Raw genomic sequence first — 16,281 nt, forward strand, 5'->3', positions numbered from 1 at the left:
CGTGCCGCTGACGCTGCTGCCGGACCTGGGTGACCTGCTCAGGCTGCAACCACAGTTCAACGCGGGCACGGTCGTGGAGGCCCTGCGGTTCCTGCGGGTGAGCGCGGCGCTGTGGGGCAGCGGCATGGATCCGGACCACCCGCTGCGGGACGCGCTGCCCGCCGCCCGCGTGGACATCACGGACGGTCTGGTCGGGGACTGGGCGTGGGCGGACGCCGAGCACACCCAGTTGCAGGACTTCCTGCAGCAGTTCTCGCAGGGCCGTGAGCGCCTGCGGGCCGCCGCGCAGGCCGAGTCGGCGCTGGCGCAGCTGGTCACGGCTCCCCTGTCCCTGACGCGCGCCTGCCACCCGGAGGTGCTGGCCGGGGTACAGCAGGCCGTGCGGGGCGTGCAGGACGCGCTGGACGAGGGACCGGGCACCCGCTGGCGTGTACGCCGCCTCACGGAACTGGCTGCCCGCCTCGGGGACGCGGGGGGCGTCCTGATCGTTCCGCTGGACGACCTGCCGGACCTGCTGACCCTGCTGCCCGGCGCGGTCCTGCCCGACCTGATCGGGTTCCAGCCGGGCGAAACCAGTCGCCTGCGGGCCCTGGCCGACCGCGCGTGGCAGCTGAACGAGGACGACGACCTGAGCGGCCTGCTGGACAGCCTCAGCCGCGAGGCGGGGGACGCCGTGACCCCCCGCGCCGAACTGGACGCCGCCGCCGCCGGCATTCACCTCGCGGTGGGTGACCTGGGCACGGCCCGGACCCTGCTGGAACGCGCCGCGCACGGCCTGACCGACGATCAACCCCGTAGTCTGGCGGGCCTGACCCTGGCGCGGCTGGGGCAGGTGCGGGACGCGCAGGGTGACCGGGAACTCGCACAGCGCACCTACCGCGCTGTGCTGGCCCTGCGGTACGCGCCGCAGGTGGCCCGCGAGGCCGCGCAGGCCGGACTGGACACGCCGTTCGCATTGACCCTCAGCTGAAGAGCGGCTAGCTGGTTACAGGACCCGTTCGATCCACTGGGCGCGCACATCCAGGCGTTCGGCGTGCAGCGCGTGGGGCGGGCCGCTCAGGGTCAGGCCCAGCGGGGCGGCCAGGGTATTCACGTGAACCTCCGCCTGCGCACGCCGTAGTGGCCACGCTGTGTGTCTGATTACACCCCGGTACACGTGCCCGGCCCGGTCGGCCGAGAACAGACGCAACCGGTCGGTCAGCCACGTCTCCAGCGAGTCGCCGCTCACCTGCAGCGGGTCTCCGACCGGCCGGTACGCTCCGGCGAACTGCCCACCACCGGGCGTGCCGGGCGCGCGCAGTTCGCTGGCGTAGCGGGTCACGTCGCCCTGCCGGTCCACCCACATGCGGCTGTGCCGGTACGGCAGGTGAAACAGGGTACGGGCCAGGGCTGCCGCCACAGGCTGCGTGACGTCCAGGCTGTAGAACCACACGCCGCGCTCGCCGTTCACGGTCACGTAGGTCCGCAGGTTCAGTTCCGGGAAGGCGCTCAGACCCGGCACGTCCGGCAGCCCGGTGGGGGAGACGCCCTCCATCTGGAACGGCACGACGCCCAGGTACGCCTGAGAACCGTACGTGTCCAGCTGCACGCCACGCGGAAGCGTGCGCTGCAACGCCCCGGCGGGAACCGGCCAGTGCAGGAAACACAGGTCAAGCCACTGCATCCGCAGCACCCAGGGGCGCGTCACGCCCGACTCCGCAGGACAGAAACACGCCGTTCCCGCCGATGTTCCAGCAGCATCAGGCCCGGTTTCCCGGAGGCCGGGCCTGACGGAAGGCGTCTGTTCCTGAGTGAGAACGTCTGGGGCATCGGGTCAGCAGAGCATGCCCGCCGCGACGCAGATGGTGTGATGTCCCTGTATGTGAGAGGCCGCAACCCCCGCTCAACCCCCGGTGAACGCCGCCTTGGGCCGCCCATCATCAGGCACACCGGGGCGGCCACTAGGCTGACCTCGTTGCACAACCCGGCTGCGCCCTGACCTGTCAGGAACGGAAAGCCGGGCCTTACGGCGGCTCCCGCTCTCATGCCAACGCCCAACGGAACCGCCGCACCCCATACCCATCCAGGAGGCACCACCATGACCATGAACAACGAAACCGTGCTCGATAAACTCCAGTACCTGCTCGGCACCCTGCGCGACGGCGAGAAAGGCTTTGCCGACGCCGCCGAGCACGCCACCGACCCGAAACTCAAGGCCCTGTTCACCGAACGCAGCGCCCAGCGCCAGCAACTGGCCGCCGAGATCGAGCAGAAGATCGCCGCTCACGGCGACAAGCCCCGCGAGGGCGGCAGCGTGGGCGCCGCGCTGCACCGCACCTGGCTGAACGTCCGCGACGCCGTCACGGGCCGCGACGACTACGCCGTGGTCGCCGAAGCGGAACGCGGTGAGGACGTGGCCGTCGAGAACTACCAAGACGTGCTGAAAGAGGCCGAGCTGCCCGCCGAGATCCGCGCCTTCGTGGAAGGACAGTTCAGCCGCGTGAAGGCCAGCCACGACCAGATCCGCGACCTGAAACACAGCATGCAGGCCAGCTGATCGACTCCGGCTGAAAGGCCCGTAAAGCCAGGCTTTTATCTTGACGCGAGTTCAGGAATCAGGAGTTGGAGAGCGAGCAATGGATCAAGGGTCAGGCGGCGCACCAGCGCCGTGATCTGACGGGTTTTTCCACTGAGCAGCGCAACAACCACGCCATTGAGCATCGCCCGTCCCTGTGCTCCTTTGCGCAACCGACACGCATCCTCGTGCAGCACGACATCCCGGCAATGGTGGCTTCGATTCTCAATACCCCAGTGACCGCGCCAGATGCGCTCCGCTTCCTGAGCCGTCAGCAGCCGGCTGCTGACGGCATACCGGACCTCGACCCGTTGTGTGCCATCGCGGCGCGTGACCTGATGTTCACGACGGATCAACGTCTGCACGCCACACAGCCCTTCCTTGATCTCCTCGGGGACCTGTGCGCCGGTGATCACCGACGTACGCCGTTCCCAGACCTCCCCGCTGCGCCGCTCGACGTCCATAACCTGATCGTGCGCCGGGTACATGAACGCGAACCTCGCCCATTCCTTGAGTGAGCGGGTGTTGTTCTTGAGTGGGACGAGGTAGGCTCCGCCTGCCTCGTTGATTCGAGTGGTGAGTTCCCGCTTGGTGTAGGCGGCGTCCAACGTCATGAGCCACCCTTTCCCGAAGAGGGTCGTGAGGGTGGGGAGCAGATCCTGCATCCCTTTGGCTTCATGACGTCCGGCCTGATCGACCTGAGCGACGGTCAGCGCCAGCTCATGGAAGAAGACCGACAAGAACGAGAGGGCCGTTCGGCCCTCTCGTGCACTCCCTTTCAGGACTTTGCCGTCACCGGCGAGGACGACCAGGCGGTCATGCGCCGTGGGATGTTGAGCCTTCACCCAGTCCAGCAGGGCGCCTTGCAGTTCAGGAAGATGCTGATCCAGTGCCCAGAAAAAGCGGTAGATCATGGCCTGCTGGGGGAGGCGGTCGAGGCCAAGGTGCTGTGCCAGCACCTCGCGGTGTCCGGCGAGCCACTGGGTGAGGGCGAGGATGTTGGGTGGCCCGGCGAGGAGGCCAGTGAGAATGACGGTCCAGAGGGCGTCCCACGGGTAATGGATGCGCGTAGGGTCACGCCAGTCTGGAATTTGGGTTAGAAATGGGAGCGGGCTGATGGGTTGTGTCACGACTCCCAATCAGCCCGTTTTGTTGGACCCGAGTCAAGATAAAAGCCTGCCGTAAAGCCTTTCAGCTCGGATTCCCGGAGAACGGCTGTTGCTTGACAATCCAGCAGAGAAGAAGCGCGGTACCCAAGGGTAACTGCGCTTCTTCTGTGTCGAATGTGGTTTCTCTGTCGATTGGGGTTCAGCTGCGTTTGCGGCGGCGCAGGCGTTCCATGGCGGAATCCAGGCTCAGGCGCATGCGTTCCAGGGCCTGCGCGAGGTCGCCGATCTCGTCGTTGCGTTCCGGCTGCACCGGGCGGGACAGGTCGCCCATGCTGATGGCGTCGGCGACGCGCACCAGACGCTCGATGGGTTCCACGACGCGCTGCGCGGCCCGCACGGCCAGATACGCGGCCAGTCCCAGGGCCAGCAGGGATACGAACAGCACCAGCAGCAGCGTGTTGCGCAGCGTGGCGGCCTGCGCGGCGTTCTCCACCCCGACCGCAACCGAGTACAGCAGGTTGGGGTTGTCGCTCTCGGTGGGCGTGGTGCTGACGCTGCGCACGCCCGCGTTCTCCAGCACCGAGATCTTCTGCACGATGTAGTTCACGCGGGTGCTGCGCTGGTTGACGGGATCGGCGGCCAGCTTGTCCAGTTTCAGGGTGTCGTTCTCAGTACCGGCCCCCACGGACTTCAGTTCCTCGGCCATCTTCCGGTAGGTCTCGGACGGGTTGACGGTCTGGGTGAACGTGGACTGCTTGGGGTTCTCGATCAGCCAGTTGCTGATCTCCGGGTTCAGCAGGTCGTCCAGTTCCGGCGTCTGACTGCGGAAGTACCGGGTGCCGTCGCGCAATTCGATCTGCACGAAGCCCACGCTGGAACTGCTGACCAGTGCCTGCAACTGCGCCGCGATGGACTGACTGCGGGTCGGGTCGAGGTTCGTTCCGACGGCCACGGCGACCGCCTGCGCGTTGCGCTTGACGAGTTGCCCCTGCAGGTTGGGGAGGGTCAGGGCCAGCACGCCCAGCGTCAGCGCGCTGGACACGCCCAGCGGCACGAGCGCTCCGACCGCCATGCGGCGCGACAGGCTGCTGCGGCGACTGGCGGCCGAGCCCGGCGCGTCGGCCAGGGGCGTGACGACCACCGCGTCCATGGGCCGCAGCTGCACTTCCGGGGCCACTTCGGGTGCGGCGGCGGCGGGCATGCTGAGCGCACCCGTGAAATCACTCCAGACGTCGGCGCTGGCTACCTCCGGGGCGGCCATGACGGCCGCGCCGCCCGACCCGGACGGACCGCCGGTCAGACCCTGGCCGAAGGAGGAGGGTTCACTGGACGGCCCGGTCCTGGGAGCCGGCCCGGCCAGCAGGTCAGCCGGCGCGGCGGAACTGCCCGGCAGAACCGGCTCGGCGGCGAACAGACTGCCCGGCGTGAATTCACCCATGTCCAGCACGGGCGCGGCGTTCGGGGTACGCCAGTCGTCTGCGGCGGGCAGAGGCGCGAACGGATCCGTACCCAGCCCCGCGCCGAACAGGGCGTCCTCGGCGCGCGGCAGGGAGGCCACGCTGTCGTCACTGAACTTCACTTCCGGCCAGACCGCCGAGGCCCGCAGGTCCGCGAGGTCCTGCGACGCGCTGGGCTGGGGCAGACTGGGGGCCAGGGGCGCGTCGTCCGGTGCGGTCGTGACCAGCGCGGATACCACCTGACGCGCCGGCGGGGCCACACCCTGGAAGGGCTCGCTGATCAGGTTGGTCTCGTCGCGCACCTCTTCCAGTGACACGCTGGACCCCACCGCCTGGAACATGGACAGCAGCAGTTCGGCGCGGGCCCGGCCCGTGGGTTTCATCAGGCGGCCCGAACGGCGGGCGCTGAGGCGCTGGGCCTGCTCGCCGTTCAGCCCGAAGCGTTCCATCAGCTGCTGTTCCAGAACCTGCCGCATGCTGTCCGCAACGGGCTGCCGGATGACGACCGTGTACTTCATGACCGTACCTGCGCGGGCGGTGCAACTGAACTCGGGGTGTTGGGTGTATTCATCGGGGGGCCTCCGGCGGTGCGTGCGTGCGGCCTGCGGTGGCGGCCCGCAGGTTGACGGGAAAAGCGGGAAGGAAAACGGCCTGCCTGCTGTGTTGTGGCGGGGCGGCGGGTCGGGCGGCGGGTCACGTGATCCCCCGGTCGCGCAGGTTGCGGGCGAACTGCTGCACCCGCTCGGGGTTCAGCTGACGCGCCAGCCCGGACAGCAGGCCGCTGAGGGTCGCGGAGCTGCCCAGTTCATCCAGCACCTCGTCGACCATCACCTCGGCCATCGGACCGATCACCGGCGTCAGGCACTGCGTGACGGTGTCGGCCGTCTCGTCCGTCACGCGCTGCTCACGCTGGGCCGCGCGGTTGATCCACTGCTCAGCGGCCTGCAGGCGTTCGGTCACGTCCGGGACGGTCAGGCCCGCCAGACGCGCGACCTCGGTGATATCCCGCGTGCCGTCCACCTGATGCAGGACGCGCCAGATGGTGTACGGCAGCGGCGTGCTGTCGCTCAGGCCCGCCGGCCACTGCGGGGCGCTCACCGGGCGTCCAGGCCGGCGGCGGTCCACTCGGGCCGGTCACGCAGGTCCGTAATGGGCAGGTCCAGCAGGCGCAGGCCCAGGCGGGCCAGGGTCGCTTCCAGCGCGGCCAGCAGCGCCGGCCGGAACTCGGCCACCGTGACTTCCTCGTCGATGGACAGTTGCCCGGCGCTGAGGTGAATGTCCTGCGCGAACGGATCCAGGCACGGGTACGTCTCGGCGAGGCGCATGGTCACCTGACGCCACGTGGCGTCCAGCGGCGCGGCCCGGTGAATGCGGGACAGCAGGTCACGCCAGAACGCCACCAGCCGGTCCCGGTTCGCTTCGCTGTTCTGCGAGTACGCCACGCAACCCGCGCCGGCCACCGGCAGCGTGCCGCCCAGCACCCGCCCCGACGACCAGAACGAGCAGTGCTCACCGGCAATCAGCAGGCCGTGGAAACGGTCGCGTTCCAGTTCGCCCCGCTGGTCCGGCCACGCGCCGCTCAGGGGACGTCCCTGCGCGTCGCGGGTCGTCCAGATCAGGTCGCTCAGGGTGGGAGCCAGGACCGTCAGGCTGACCGACGCGCGCGGCACGCCCCGCAGCGCCGTCTCCCAGGAGAGGGTCTGACCGCCGCGCGTGAAGCCTCCCAGCAGCACGCCGCGCGTCCAGACGAAGCGCACCCAGCGCCCGCTCTCCCAGGCGTCGAACGTGCCGCTGAACTCCTGGGTCTGCCGCAGCGCGAGATCGGACGCGATTTCAGTCCAGGGGTAATGGTCGGTGCGCAGGCCGGTATACACCGCCGCGTCGGGCGGCACGCGCACCAGATGATTCAGTGCCTGAAAGGCCGGCGGCGGGGCGGATGACTGTGAGGAAGCAGGGGTTGGCTCAGGCATGAGGGTTCCGGGGGTCAGAATGAGGACTGGCTTTGCAGGGAGTGAACACGCTCCGTTATGGATACCTCATCATGACACCCCCTGGTGTCTTACGTGCCGCTTACAGGTGTCGAAAAAGTCACGTTCCGCACGGCGTCGCGCACAGACCGGCGCGCCCGCCACCCCTATTCGCCGCTGCCACAGGCCGCACGCTGGCACCTTCATACAACCCTGACCTCTCACAGGACATAAGAGGGGGGGAGGCGTCCGCGCCGCAGCGCCGGATCACCTCCCCCCCCTGGTCCTGAGTGGACTGCTGGGCTCAGCCCAGTTCGTCCAGCAGCGCCTGCACGCGGGCTTTCAGGTCACCGCGTTCCTGCGGGGCGCCCAGCTGGTGCAGGCCACCGTGGTAGGCGTCGGGGTCGCCGAACAGGCGCGACAGCAGCTCGAATTCACGCTGGCTGCGCAGGCTGGCGTCGTCGCGGAACATGTTCACGTACTGATCCTGGAAGGCCCACTCGCTCAGCTGGCCGTCCAGGAAGGCGCGCATCAGGCGGCGGTACGGCTCGGCGTTGTCGTCGGTGGCGACGGCACCCTCACCGCTGCGCAGCGGCACGTGCTGCTCGAACACCGGGCCCAGCGCCTCGGGGGTGATGTCCCAGTTGTTCACCTCGAAGGCTGGCTGGCCGTCCTGGAACAGGATCAGCTGCGGGCTGTGGTGAATCAGGCCGGTGCGCTGCGCGATGTGGTTACTGGCGGGGCGCCAGTCCACGACGCGCACGAACCCGACGGGCAGGTCGTGGCGTTGCAGGAAGGTTTCGAGCACGCCGAAGCCCTGCATGGTCTTGTGGCAGGTGCCGGCCTTGAACACGGCGGCCAGCGGGTACTCGGTCAGGAACTGATCGACTTCCTCGGGCGTGGTCAGCGGCACGAGCACCTGGGGTTCGTTCTGGGCGGTCTGGGTCATACCCCCAGCATAGCGCCCGCTTTACAAAACGAAGTAATTCCGCTTCCGTTTGTCCCGTCTTCCGGCCGCCCGGTCTCTGCTGCCCAGATCCTGCTGCCCGGCAGCCGGTTATTCCAGGGTCCAGACGTGCGCTTTCAGGTGCGTGGCGCCCGGGTAGTCCTCACCGGAACTCAGGTGGTCACTCAGGCGGGCGCGGCGGCCCTCCCCGCCGTTCGCGTCGTCCAGGCCAGCCAGGACCATCCGCTCGAACGCGCCGGGCGTCACGCCCGCGTGGTTCAGCAGCGCCAGCACCTGCCCGCCCGGAGCCGTGACCGCCGACGCCAGCGCCATCAGGCCGCCGTAATCCCGCTCGGAACGCCAGGTGCCGCGCGGGCCGCGCGCGAAACTCGGTGGGTCCAGAATCACCAGATCGAACTGCGCGCCGCGCCGCGCGAGGCGGCCCAGCCACTCGAACACGTCACCGTACAGGAAGTCGGTATCCGGGGCGTGCAGGCCGCTCAGGGCGTAGTTCGCCTGCCCCCACGCCAGCACCTTGCGGGACAGGTCCACGTTCTTCACGACCTGCGCGCCCCCCACGGCCGCGTTCACGCCGAACCCGCAGGTGTACGCGAAGGTGTTCAGCACCCGGCCTTCCCCATGGGTGGCGTGCTCCCGCACCCACGCGCGGGCCGGGCGGGCGTCCGTGAACAGGCCCACGCTCAGGTCCGCGCCGGGGCGGATCAGGAACGGCACGCCGTCCTCCAGGGCCGTCACCTCGGGCCGCGCCTCGCCCCACACCGGGTCGGGCGGCGACAGGAACTCGCGGTCCACGTTCGCCGCGTGCCGCGCCTCGACCGGGCGGCGCTTGAGGTACACGCCCGCCAAACTGCCCGCGCGGCCGCAGGCGTCGGCCAGCGCCTGTTCCTCCCAGGGTTCCAGCGCGTCGTACAGGCTCAGGATGCCGGCGTCCCCGGCGATGTCCAGCGTGAACAGGCCCCCGGTTTCGGTCTGGTGCGCCGCGCGGTACACGGTCGTGCCCAGCGACGGCAGGTACGCCCGCGCCGCCAGCAGGCCCGGCAGGCTGGCCAGCAGCTCCGTGAAGGTCAAGGACGCCCGCCGAGAATCCACCACACGGCGGCCGTCGCCACGGCTGTGACCATCCAGAAGCGCATGGTGACGTGCGTTTCCGGCCAGCCGATATCCGCGTGCTCGAAGTGATGCTGAATGGGAGACATCTTGAACACCCGCTTGCCACGCAACTTGAACGACGCCACCTGAATCACGACGCTCAGGACCGCCGCCACCGGAATGATTGCCGCGAGCGGCAGCAGCCACACGTCCGCGTACAGCACATACGCGCCGGCCGCGACCGCCCCGATCGCGTGACTGCCCATGTCGCCCATGAACACCCGCGCCGGATGCGCGTTGAACCACAGGAAGCCCAGCAGCGCCGCGACCAGCAGCGCGCTGACCGGCGACAGCGCCAGCAACGGCAGCAGTACGATGATCGCCACGCCGCTCAGCAGGCCGTCCAGCCCGTCCGTGAAGTTGAAGGCGTTCACGCTGCCCACCATCACCAGCGTCAGCAGGATCACGTCGGCCACCGGCCCCAGACTGGGCAGCAGTTCATGCGCGGCCAGCGGCGCGGCAAAGTACGCGAACGCCAGCGACACCACGAACTGCAATGGGAACTTCTCGCGGGCCAGCAGCTCCGTGCGGCCCTTGCCGGTCATGCGCGACCGGATCTTCAGCAGGTCGTCGATGCCGCCGATCACGCCCATCGCCAGCGCCGCGAGCATGATGATCAGCTCACGCGGCCCACCGGCATTCCCGGTCAGGTACAGCGGAAAGAACACCAGCGCTGCGGCCAGCACGAACGGCACGCCGCCCGCCGTGGGCGTGCCCTCCTTGACCAGGTGCGTCTGCGGGCCGTCCACGCGCACCTTCTGCCCCCAGCCACGCGCCCGGCTGACCCGCACGAACAGGCCCACCAGGAACCACGAAAGCAGCGCCGTGACGACCATCATGGCCGCACCACCCGGAAAGCAAACAGGACACTCATCTCAACCGAGGAGCCTACCACGCGCTAGGAGGCCGCCCGCCCGCACGCAACGGCCCGACAGGAGCAACTCACGTCGGGTCAATTGGCGAGGTAACGGATGAAGTCGCGCATGTCGGTCACGCAGGCGGGCGCGGTCTGCGCGGCGCTGCTGCCGGTCACGGTGCGCAGCACGCCCCGGTCACTGAGGTACAGCTGACTCACGCGGTACTTCACGCCGGACTGCTGGAAGTCGTACGCGGCCAGCACTCCCCACTGACCGGAGCGGTCCACGGGCTGCGTGACGACGTTGCTGACGCTGCGCCCCAGTGACGACTGGAGTTTCACCGCGAACAGGCGGGCGTCGTCGGGCGTGGTGAACTGCGGGAAGGCCTGACCGTGACGTTCCTCACGCATGACGCACTGACCACTGGCGTCCGCCCAGTAGTTGGCGTCCCCGTTCAGGGGCGTCCAGCCGGTCATGGGGACGATCAGGGCGGCGCTGTGGCTGGATAGGCCCAGCAGGGTCAGCAGAACGGAGGCCAGAAGGGCAGGGAAGGCGCGGGCAGACATCGTGACTCCGAGCCTAGCAAAGGCATTCTGGCAATCTTGACCCACCTCTCATGAAGCCGCACCCCACGATGGGGGGGGACACACGGATTCACGCTTTCTTCCGCGCGATGTTCAGCGGCTGCCCAGCGACTCCAGGCGCTCTTGCAGGCCCGCCTTCACTGCGGGCCACTCGCCGATCAGCACACTGAACATCACCGAGTCGCGCGTGAACCCGTCCGGGCGGCGCTGGTAGGCGCGCAGCACGCCCTCACGCACCGCGCCCAGGCGGGTCATGGCCCGGAGGCTGCGTTCGTTGCGGGCGTCCACCTTGAACTGCACGCGCCCGGCCCCCAGCTCCTCGAAGGCGCGCGTCATGAGCAGCAGTTTCGCCTCCGGGTTCACGGCCGTACCCTGCGCGGCGGGCAGCAGCATGGTGCCGATCTCGGCCCAGCCGTCGGCGGCGTTCACCTCGCTGAAACTGATCCGCCCCACCACTGGCCCCAGCCCGGCCCCCTCCGGTCCGTTCCGGTGCACCGCGAAGTTCACGCGGCGCGGCAGGGCGTTCAGCGCCGAGACGTACGCCGCCCAGGCCGGAATGCCTGGGTCAGTCGGTCCGCCCCGCGCCAGGAACCGCAGGGTGTCGGGCGTGGCGCCGGTGTACAGGTCCGCTGCGTGCTCCTCACGCAGCGGCCCCAGCGTCACGGTCCGCCCGGCCAGGACCGGCGCGCGCAGCCACTCCGCTTCCGGCAATGGCGCTTCCGGCAATGGCGCTTCCGGCAGCGGCGCGGGGGTAGGCAGGATGGAGTCAGGGCCGGCCGGGGGGACGTTCACGCCGCCCATCGTACCGGCCGCCCACGCCGCGCCCCCCCGCGCAGGTGCGGACCAGTGCCCGCGCTCAGCCCCGGTGGTACGGTTCCCCGGCGCTGATGGTGCTCGCGCGGTAGAGCGCCTCGGCCAGCACCACCATCGCCAGGTCGTGCGGCAGGGTCAGCAGGCCCAGACTCCACAGCGCGTGCGCCGAGGCCCGCAGGTCGTCCGTGTGCCCGTCGGGCCCGCCGATCGCGAAGGCCAGTTCGCCCACGCCGCCCAGCGCCTGCGCGTCCAGGTACCCGCTGAGGTCCTCACTGGAGAACTGACGGCCGCGCGGGTCCAGCAGCACCAGCGGGGATTTTCCGGCCGCCCGGCGCACCGCCTCGCTTTCCAGGGCCTGCGTGCGGCCGCTCACGCGGGTCACCTGGAGCTTGTGGTAGCGGCGCAGGCGTTTCTCGTACTCGTCCCAGCCGGCGCGGGCGTACGCGAGCTTCGGTTCTCCAACGGTAATCAGGTGCAGCCTCACGCGGGCCAGCCTACGTCATCGCGCCTCACTGCTCGGGCCGCCCCTGGGGCCGCGCAGACTGAAAGCGGGTGCCGCGCACGGCGCGGCGCACTCCGGCCCGCTAGACTGTCATTCATGCAAGGCGCGACGAATACTTCTGGACCGAACCGGTGGGCCGTCCGGACGGAACGCGCGTGAACTACGCGGCGACCCTGGCTGTCCTGGCCGTTCTGGCCTTCTGCTTTCCGTTGACGGTGCGTCTGGGCTCTGTGGTGGGCGTGCCGGAGGCCGTGTCCGTGTCGGTCATGGGCGCCCTGTTGACCTTCGGACTGGCGACGTTCCTGGTGCGCTGGCAGGTCAACCGGCACCGCGTTCACCTGGAGCGGCTGGAAGCGGCGCGCGCGCAGGTGGCGGCCGATCCGCAGAACCCCCGGTCGTATTTCGTGTCGGGTGAGCACCTGGGCAGTATGCTGCTGCGCCTGGACCGCCGCCGCGAGGCCGCCGAGGTCATCGACCGGTACGCGCGGCTGGCCGGCGCGCGGGAGTCCGAGATCGTCGCGCTGCGGGAATCACTGTCGAGCGCCGAACGGCGGCAACGCCGCGCCCAGAGGAGGGAAGCATGAAAGCCTACAAGGGCGTCGTGGAAAACGGCGTGGTTGTCATTATCGGAGGCCGCCTGCCGGAAGGCACGGTCGTGACCGTCACGGTCGGCGAGGGCGAACTGCTGCGCGCCCGCATCACCAACGTCCTCAAGCGCCCGCGCAAGGTCAAGGTGCGCCTGAAACCGAACACCGGACTGGCCGCCAGTTTCACGGAACGTGCCGCGCAGATTGGCTCGCAGGCCAGCCAGCAGGCCAGTCAATTGGGCGAGCGGGCCAGCAGCGCCGCCAGCGAACTGGGGCACGTGCTGACCGGCCCGCTGCGGCAGGGAGCCGAACCGGCCAATGAGTGACCCGCACACCGATCCGTACTCTGGCCTGCACGGACAGCCTCACCCGGAGCCCGACCTGCACGGTGACCCGGCCACGCAGCCGGAACCGGATCTGGAACCAGACCTGGAGACCGCCCCGGAGACCGACTTCAGCCCTGTGAGCATCCCGGACGGGGCGCGCGTGTGGCTGGTGCCCACCCCTGTCGGGAACCTGGGTGACATCACGCTGCGGGCGCTGGACGTCCTGCGGGCTGCCGACGCGGTCGCCTGCGAGGACACCCGCCGCACCGGGGCACTCCTGACGCACCTGGGGATCCGTAAGCCGCTGGTGAGGTTGGACGCGCACACCATGCGCCGCGCGCCGCAGGTGCTCGAAAAGTACCCGCGTCTGGCGTACGTCAGTGACGCCGGTACGCCCGGCATCAGCGACCCGGGCGCGGAACTCGTGCAGGCGGCCGTGGCCGCCGACATTCCCGTGGAGGTGCTGCCGGGCGCCACCGCCTTCGTGCCCGCACTGGTCCTGTCGGGCCTGCCCGGCGGGCGCTTCACCTTCGAGGGCTTCCTGCCGCGCAGTGGCCGGGAACGCAAGGAGCGGCTGGCGGCCGTGGCGGCCCGCGCGGAAACCAGCGTGCTGTACGAGAGCCCGCACCGCCTGCACGCCACGCTGCTGGACCTCGCGCAGGCGTGCGGGGAAACGCGCGCGGCCAGCGTCACGCGCGAACTCAGCAAGCGCTTTGAGGAAACGGCGCGCGGCACCCTGACCGAACTGGCCGCGCACTTCAGCGGCGGCGTGCGCGGCGAGATTGCTGTGGTCGTCGCGGGCCGCAGCGACGCCGAGCGGGCCGCCGAGGCCGCGCAGGTCGATCACCTGGGGCAGGCGCAGACCTGGGCCGCCACTGGGCTGGGGGTCAGGGATATACGTGATCTTCTCGTTTCGCAGGGTTTGCGTAAGAATGACGCATATGCTCTGGCGTTACAGGCAACCGGCACCCAGGCCGGTCCGCCGTCACGCCGCCCATGAAACGAGGCCACTATGACCGACCAGCACACCCCCGCCGCCCCCAACGATGCCCTCACCGCTGAACCCACCCGCCACCCCAACCCCAGCGGCGTGCGCCGGATCGCCGTCCTGACCAGCGGCGGCGACGCCCCCGGCATGAACGCCGCCATCCGCGCCGTCGTCCGCACCGCCACCTTCGAGGGCATCGAGGTCGTCGGCGTGCGCCGCGGCTTCTCCGGCCTGCACCGCGGCGAGTTGCAGATCCTCGGGCCGCGCGACGTGGCCAACACCATCCAGCGCGGCGGCACCATCCTCCTGACCGCCCGCAGCCACACCTGGCGCACCCCGGAAGGCCGCGCGCGCGGCGCGCAGCACCTGCGCGACTGGAACGTGGACGGCCTGATCGTCATTGGTGGCGACGGCAGCTTCCACGGCGCGCACTACCTGCAGCAGGAGCACGGCATTCCCGTGATCGGCCTGCCCGGCACCATCGACAACGACCTGTACGGCACCGACCACACCATCGGGTACTTCACGGCTGTCGAGACCGCCCTGGACGCCGTGGATAAACTCCGCGACACCGGGGCCAGCCACGAACGCATCTTCGTGATCGAGGTCATGGGCCGCCACGCCGGGCACATCGCCCTGGACGTCGCCGTGGCCGGAGGCGCCGAGGAAGTCTTCATTCCCGAGGACGCCAAGGACGTCAGCTGCGTCGTGGACGTCGTCAAGCAGAGCGTCGCCAAGGGCAAGACCGGCAGCATCATCATCGTGGCGGAAGGGTACCCGGGCGGCGCGCAGGGCGTGGCCGACGCCATCCAGGCGGGCACGGGCATGGAAACCCGCGTCAGCATCCTGGGTCACATCCAGCGGGGCGGCAGCCCCGTCAGCAGCGACCGCGTGCTGGCCAGCCGCCTGGGCGAGGCGTCGGTGTACGCGCTGATGGAAGGCCGCAGCGACGTGATGATCGGCCGTCAGAACCACGGGATCGCGTACGTGCCGCTCAGCGACACCTGGGAGAAACGCAAGGACGTGAGCCGCGACCTGTACCGCTGCGCCAAGACCCTGAGCATCTGATCGCCCTGCAACCAGCAACGCGCCGCCGGACAGTTCCAGGCGGCGCGTTGCTGGTCAGGGGTTCACTTGACGGGTGCTTTCACACTGACGGTCGTGCTGAGCTTCGTCTTACCGGCCGTGACGTTCATCACGTACAGGTTGGCGGCGCGGCGGTCCCCGACCGAGTTGAACGCGACCGTGCCGGACAGCAGACCGCTGTACGTGCCGCTGCGGACGGCCGTTTCTACCTGCTGGCGGGTGGGGGCCTTCCCGGCGGCCTTCGCGGCGCTCAGGATGCCGCGCAGGGCGACGCGGGCGGCGTCGTACCCGAACATGGCAAAGCCCTGCGGGGCCATTGCGAAGGCCTTGCGGTACGACGCGGCGAAGGCCCTGGCGGCCGGCAGGGACTCGACCGGCGCGGCGGTCGTCGTGAAGTACACGTTGGTGGCGCCTGCCCCGGCGATCTTCATCAACTCACCGCTGTCCAGGCCGTCGCCGCCCACCAGTGGTGCGGTGATGCCCGCGCCGCGCAGTTGCCGCAGGAAGACGCCCACCTGGTTGTACACCCCGCCGAAGTAGATGGCGTCGGGCTTCTGCAGGCGGATCTTGGCGACCACGCTGGAGAAGTCGGCCTTCTCCTCGGTGCCCTCGTTCACGATGACCTTCACGCCGGCCGCTTTCAGGCTGCGTTCCACCTCGGCGGCCAGACCCTCGCCGTACGCGGTCTTGTCGTTCAGGATGTACACCTTCTTCGCCTTCAGGGTGCCCCGGATGAAGCTGGCCCCGGCGGGTCCCTGCGCGTCGTCGCGCGGCACGATGCGGTTGACGTTCTTCAGGCCCCGGTCCGTGACCTGATTGGCGGTGCTGCTCGAGTTCACCATGACCACGTGGCTGCTCTGCAGCGCGGCGCTGGCGGGAATGGTCACGCCGCTGTTCAGAGCGCCGATCACGGCCAGAATCTGCCGGTCGGCGGCGATCTTGCGGGCGGCGGCGGTGCCGGTGGCGGGGTCGGCCTGATCGTCGAAGGGAACGAGTTGCAGTTTCAGGCCCAGTTTCGCGAAGTCTGGTGCGGCCTCCCGGATGGCGAGGTCGGTGCCGTTGCGGACCTGCGTGCCCAGGTTCCCGATGGACCCGGACAGCGGGCTGAGGGTGGCGATCTTGATGGTGGTCTGCTGGGCGTGCGCGGCGCTCTGGGCGAGCAGCAGTGCGGCCAGGGTCATGGTGAAGCGGGTGGAAGCAGGCATGGTATGAACTCCTCTTGTCTGGCGGACCGGAGGGTGAAGCGGGTCCGTCGCCGTTCGAGGATAGGCCGGCCCTGACGGCTGACCGGAGGATGTCCAGCCAGATACGGCCCCGTGGCGGGCCGGGTGTCTA

General features: G+C 69.5%; 17 protein-coding genes and 1 pseudogene. 6 read left to right on the forward strand and 12 right to left on the reverse strand.

The annotated features are described in order from the left end of the window. Position 1: 1 nt before the first annotated feature. A complete protein-coding gene (locus M8445_RS11805; protein ID WP_273987948.1) occupies positions 2-970 on the forward strand; it encodes a hypothetical protein in 969 nt (322 codons plus the stop codon). A 15-nt stretch (positions 971-985) separates the two neighbouring features. Here the strand turns inward: M8445_RS11805 and M8445_RS11810 are convergent, their stop codons facing one another. Next, positions 986-1,687, reverse strand: a complete 702-nt coding sequence (locus M8445_RS11810) for a YqjF family protein (protein ID WP_273987949.1) — start codon at positions 1,685-1,687, stop codon at positions 986-988. Positions 1,688-2,077: 390 nt separating this feature from the next. Here M8445_RS11810 and M8445_RS11815 point away from each other — a divergent pair, with 390 nt between their 5' ends. Next, positions 2,078-2,536: a PA2169 family four-helix-bundle protein gene (locus M8445_RS11815; protein WP_273987950.1), complete on the forward strand. Its 459-nt coding sequence runs from the start codon at positions 2,078-2,080 to the stop codon at positions 2,534-2,536. Positions 2,537-2,571: 35 nt separating this feature from the next. Here the strand turns inward: M8445_RS11815 and M8445_RS11820 are convergent, their stop codons facing one another. From M8445_RS11820 to M8445_RS11865, 10 genes are all read right to left on the reverse strand, one after another. After that, a complete protein-coding gene (locus M8445_RS11820) occupies positions 2,572-3,684 on the reverse strand; it encodes an ISAs1 family transposase (protein ID WP_273987951.1) in 1,113 nt (370 codons plus the stop codon). Between the two features lie 178 nt (positions 3,685-3,862). Next, positions 3,863-5,638, reverse strand: a complete 1,776-nt coding sequence (locus M8445_RS11825; protein ID WP_273987952.1) for a HAMP domain-containing protein — start codon at positions 5,636-5,638, stop codon at positions 3,863-3,865. A gap of 175 nt (positions 5,639-5,813) precedes the next feature. Beyond that, on the reverse strand, positions 5,814-6,218 hold the full coding sequence (locus tag M8445_RS11830; protein ID WP_273987953.1) for a DUF8082 domain-containing protein: 405 nt from the start codon (positions 6,216-6,218) through the stop codon (positions 5,814-5,816). Next, positions 6,215-7,018 (reverse strand): hypothetical protein, encoded by an 804-nt coding sequence (locus M8445_RS11835; protein ID WP_273987954.1) that lies wholly within the window; start codon positions 7,016-7,018, stop codon positions 6,215-6,217. Before M8445_RS11835 ends, M8445_RS11830 begins: the two co-directional genes overlap by 4 nt. A 373-nt stretch (positions 7,019-7,391) precedes the next feature. Continuing rightward, complete coding sequence (abxC, locus tag M8445_RS11840) at positions 7,392-8,036, reverse strand: monothiol bacilliredoxin AbxC (RefSeq protein WP_273987955.1); 645 nt, start codon at positions 8,034-8,036, stop codon at positions 7,392-7,394. Positions 8,037-8,144: 108 nt separating this feature from the next. Beyond that, positions 8,145-9,122 (reverse strand): class I SAM-dependent rRNA methyltransferase, encoded by a 978-nt coding sequence (locus M8445_RS11845; RefSeq protein WP_273987956.1) that lies wholly within the window; start codon positions 9,120-9,122, stop codon positions 8,145-8,147. Further along, positions 9,119-10,042, reverse strand: a complete 924-nt coding sequence (locus M8445_RS11850; protein ID WP_273987957.1) for a phospho-N-acetylmuramoyl-pentapeptide-transferase — start codon at positions 10,040-10,042, stop codon at positions 9,119-9,121. The genes M8445_RS11845 and M8445_RS11850 overlap by 4 nt, the downstream gene beginning before the upstream one ends. Positions 10,043-10,155: 113 nt before the next feature. Then, complete coding sequence (locus M8445_RS11855) at positions 10,156-10,626, reverse strand: hypothetical protein (RefSeq protein ID WP_273987958.1); 471 nt, start codon at positions 10,624-10,626, stop codon at positions 10,156-10,158. A gap of 111 nt (positions 10,627-10,737) precedes the next feature. Next, a complete protein-coding gene (locus M8445_RS11860) occupies positions 10,738-11,436 on the reverse strand; it encodes a GNAT family N-acetyltransferase (RefSeq protein WP_420704092.1) in 699 nt (232 codons plus the stop codon). 64 nt (positions 11,437-11,500) lie between these two features. Next, on the reverse strand, positions 11,501-11,941 hold the full coding sequence (locus tag M8445_RS11865; protein ID WP_273987959.1) for a 23S rRNA (pseudouridine(1915)-N(3))-methyltransferase RlmH: 441 nt from the start codon (positions 11,939-11,941) through the stop codon (positions 11,501-11,503). A 173-nt stretch (positions 11,942-12,114) separates the two neighbouring features. Between M8445_RS11865 and M8445_RS11870 the strand changes: the two genes are divergently transcribed. From M8445_RS11870 to pfkA, 4 genes and pseudogenes are all read left to right on the forward strand, one after another. Beyond that, entirely contained in the window at positions 12,115-12,543 is a 429-nt protein-coding gene (locus M8445_RS11870; protein WP_273990904.1) for a hypothetical protein, read from the forward strand. After that, positions 12,540-12,725, forward strand: a pseudogene (locus tag M8445_RS18335) (hypothetical protein); the annotation flags it as partial. The gene M8445_RS11870 and the pseudogene M8445_RS18335, both read left to right, overlap by 4 nt. Positions 12,726-12,864: 139 nt before the next feature. Continuing rightward, the gene (gene rsmI / locus M8445_RS11880; RefSeq protein WP_273987960.1) at positions 12,865-13,872 is read left to right on the forward strand and encodes a 16S rRNA (cytidine(1402)-2'-O)-methyltransferase; all 1,008 of its coding nucleotides are present in this window, start codon (positions 12,865-12,867) and stop codon (positions 13,870-13,872) included. A gap of 12 nt (positions 13,873-13,884) precedes the next feature. Then, a complete protein-coding gene (gene pfkA, locus M8445_RS11885; protein ID WP_273987961.1) occupies positions 13,885-14,928 on the forward strand; it encodes a 6-phosphofructokinase in 1,044 nt (347 codons plus the stop codon). Positions 14,929-14,990: 62 nt separating this feature from the next. Here the strand turns inward: pfkA and M8445_RS11890 are convergent, their stop codons facing one another. Continuing rightward, positions 14,991-16,151 (reverse strand): branched-chain amino acid ABC transporter substrate-binding protein, encoded by a 1,161-nt coding sequence (locus M8445_RS11890; RefSeq protein WP_273987962.1) that lies wholly within the window; start codon positions 16,149-16,151, stop codon positions 14,991-14,993. Between the last annotated feature and the right edge of the window lie 130 nt (positions 16,152-16,281).

It is taken from the genome of Deinococcus aquaticus (genome assembly GCF_028622095.1).
Taxonomy (GTDB): domain Bacteria; phylum Deinococcota; class Deinococci; order Deinococcales; family Deinococcaceae; genus Deinococcus; species Deinococcus aquaticus.

Bases quoted from the DNA above. Each gene is read 5' to 3' on its own strand.
- M8445_RS11815 (WP_273987950.1), top strand. From the start codon at position 2,078: ATGACCATGAACAACGAAACCGTGCTCGATAAACTCCAGTACCTGCTC.
- M8445_RS11825 (WP_273987952.1), bottom strand. From the start codon at position 5,638: ATGAAGTACACGGTCGTCATCCGGCAGCCCGTTGCGGACAGCATGCGG.
- abxC (WP_273987955.1), bottom strand. From the start codon at position 8,036: ATGACCCAGACCGCCCAGAACGAACCCCAGGTGCTCGTGCCGCTGACC.
- M8445_RS11850 (WP_273987957.1), bottom strand. From the start codon at position 10,042: ATGATGGTCGTCACGGCGCTGCTTTCGTGGTTCCTGGTGGGCCTGTTC.
- M8445_RS11855 (WP_273987958.1), bottom strand. From the start codon at position 10,626: ATGTCTGCCCGCGCCTTCCCTGCCCTTCTGGCCTCCGTTCTGCTGACC.
- rsmI (WP_273987960.1), top strand. From the start codon at position 12,865: ATGAGTGACCCGCACACCGATCCGTACTCTGGCCTGCACGGACAGCCT.
- pfkA (WP_273987961.1), top strand. From the start codon at position 13,885: ATGACCGACCAGCACACCCCCGCCGCCCCCAACGATGCCCTCACCGCT.
- M8445_RS11890 (WP_273987962.1), bottom strand. From the start codon at position 16,151: ATGCCTGCTTCCACCCGCTTCACCATGACCCTGGCCGCACTGCTGCTC.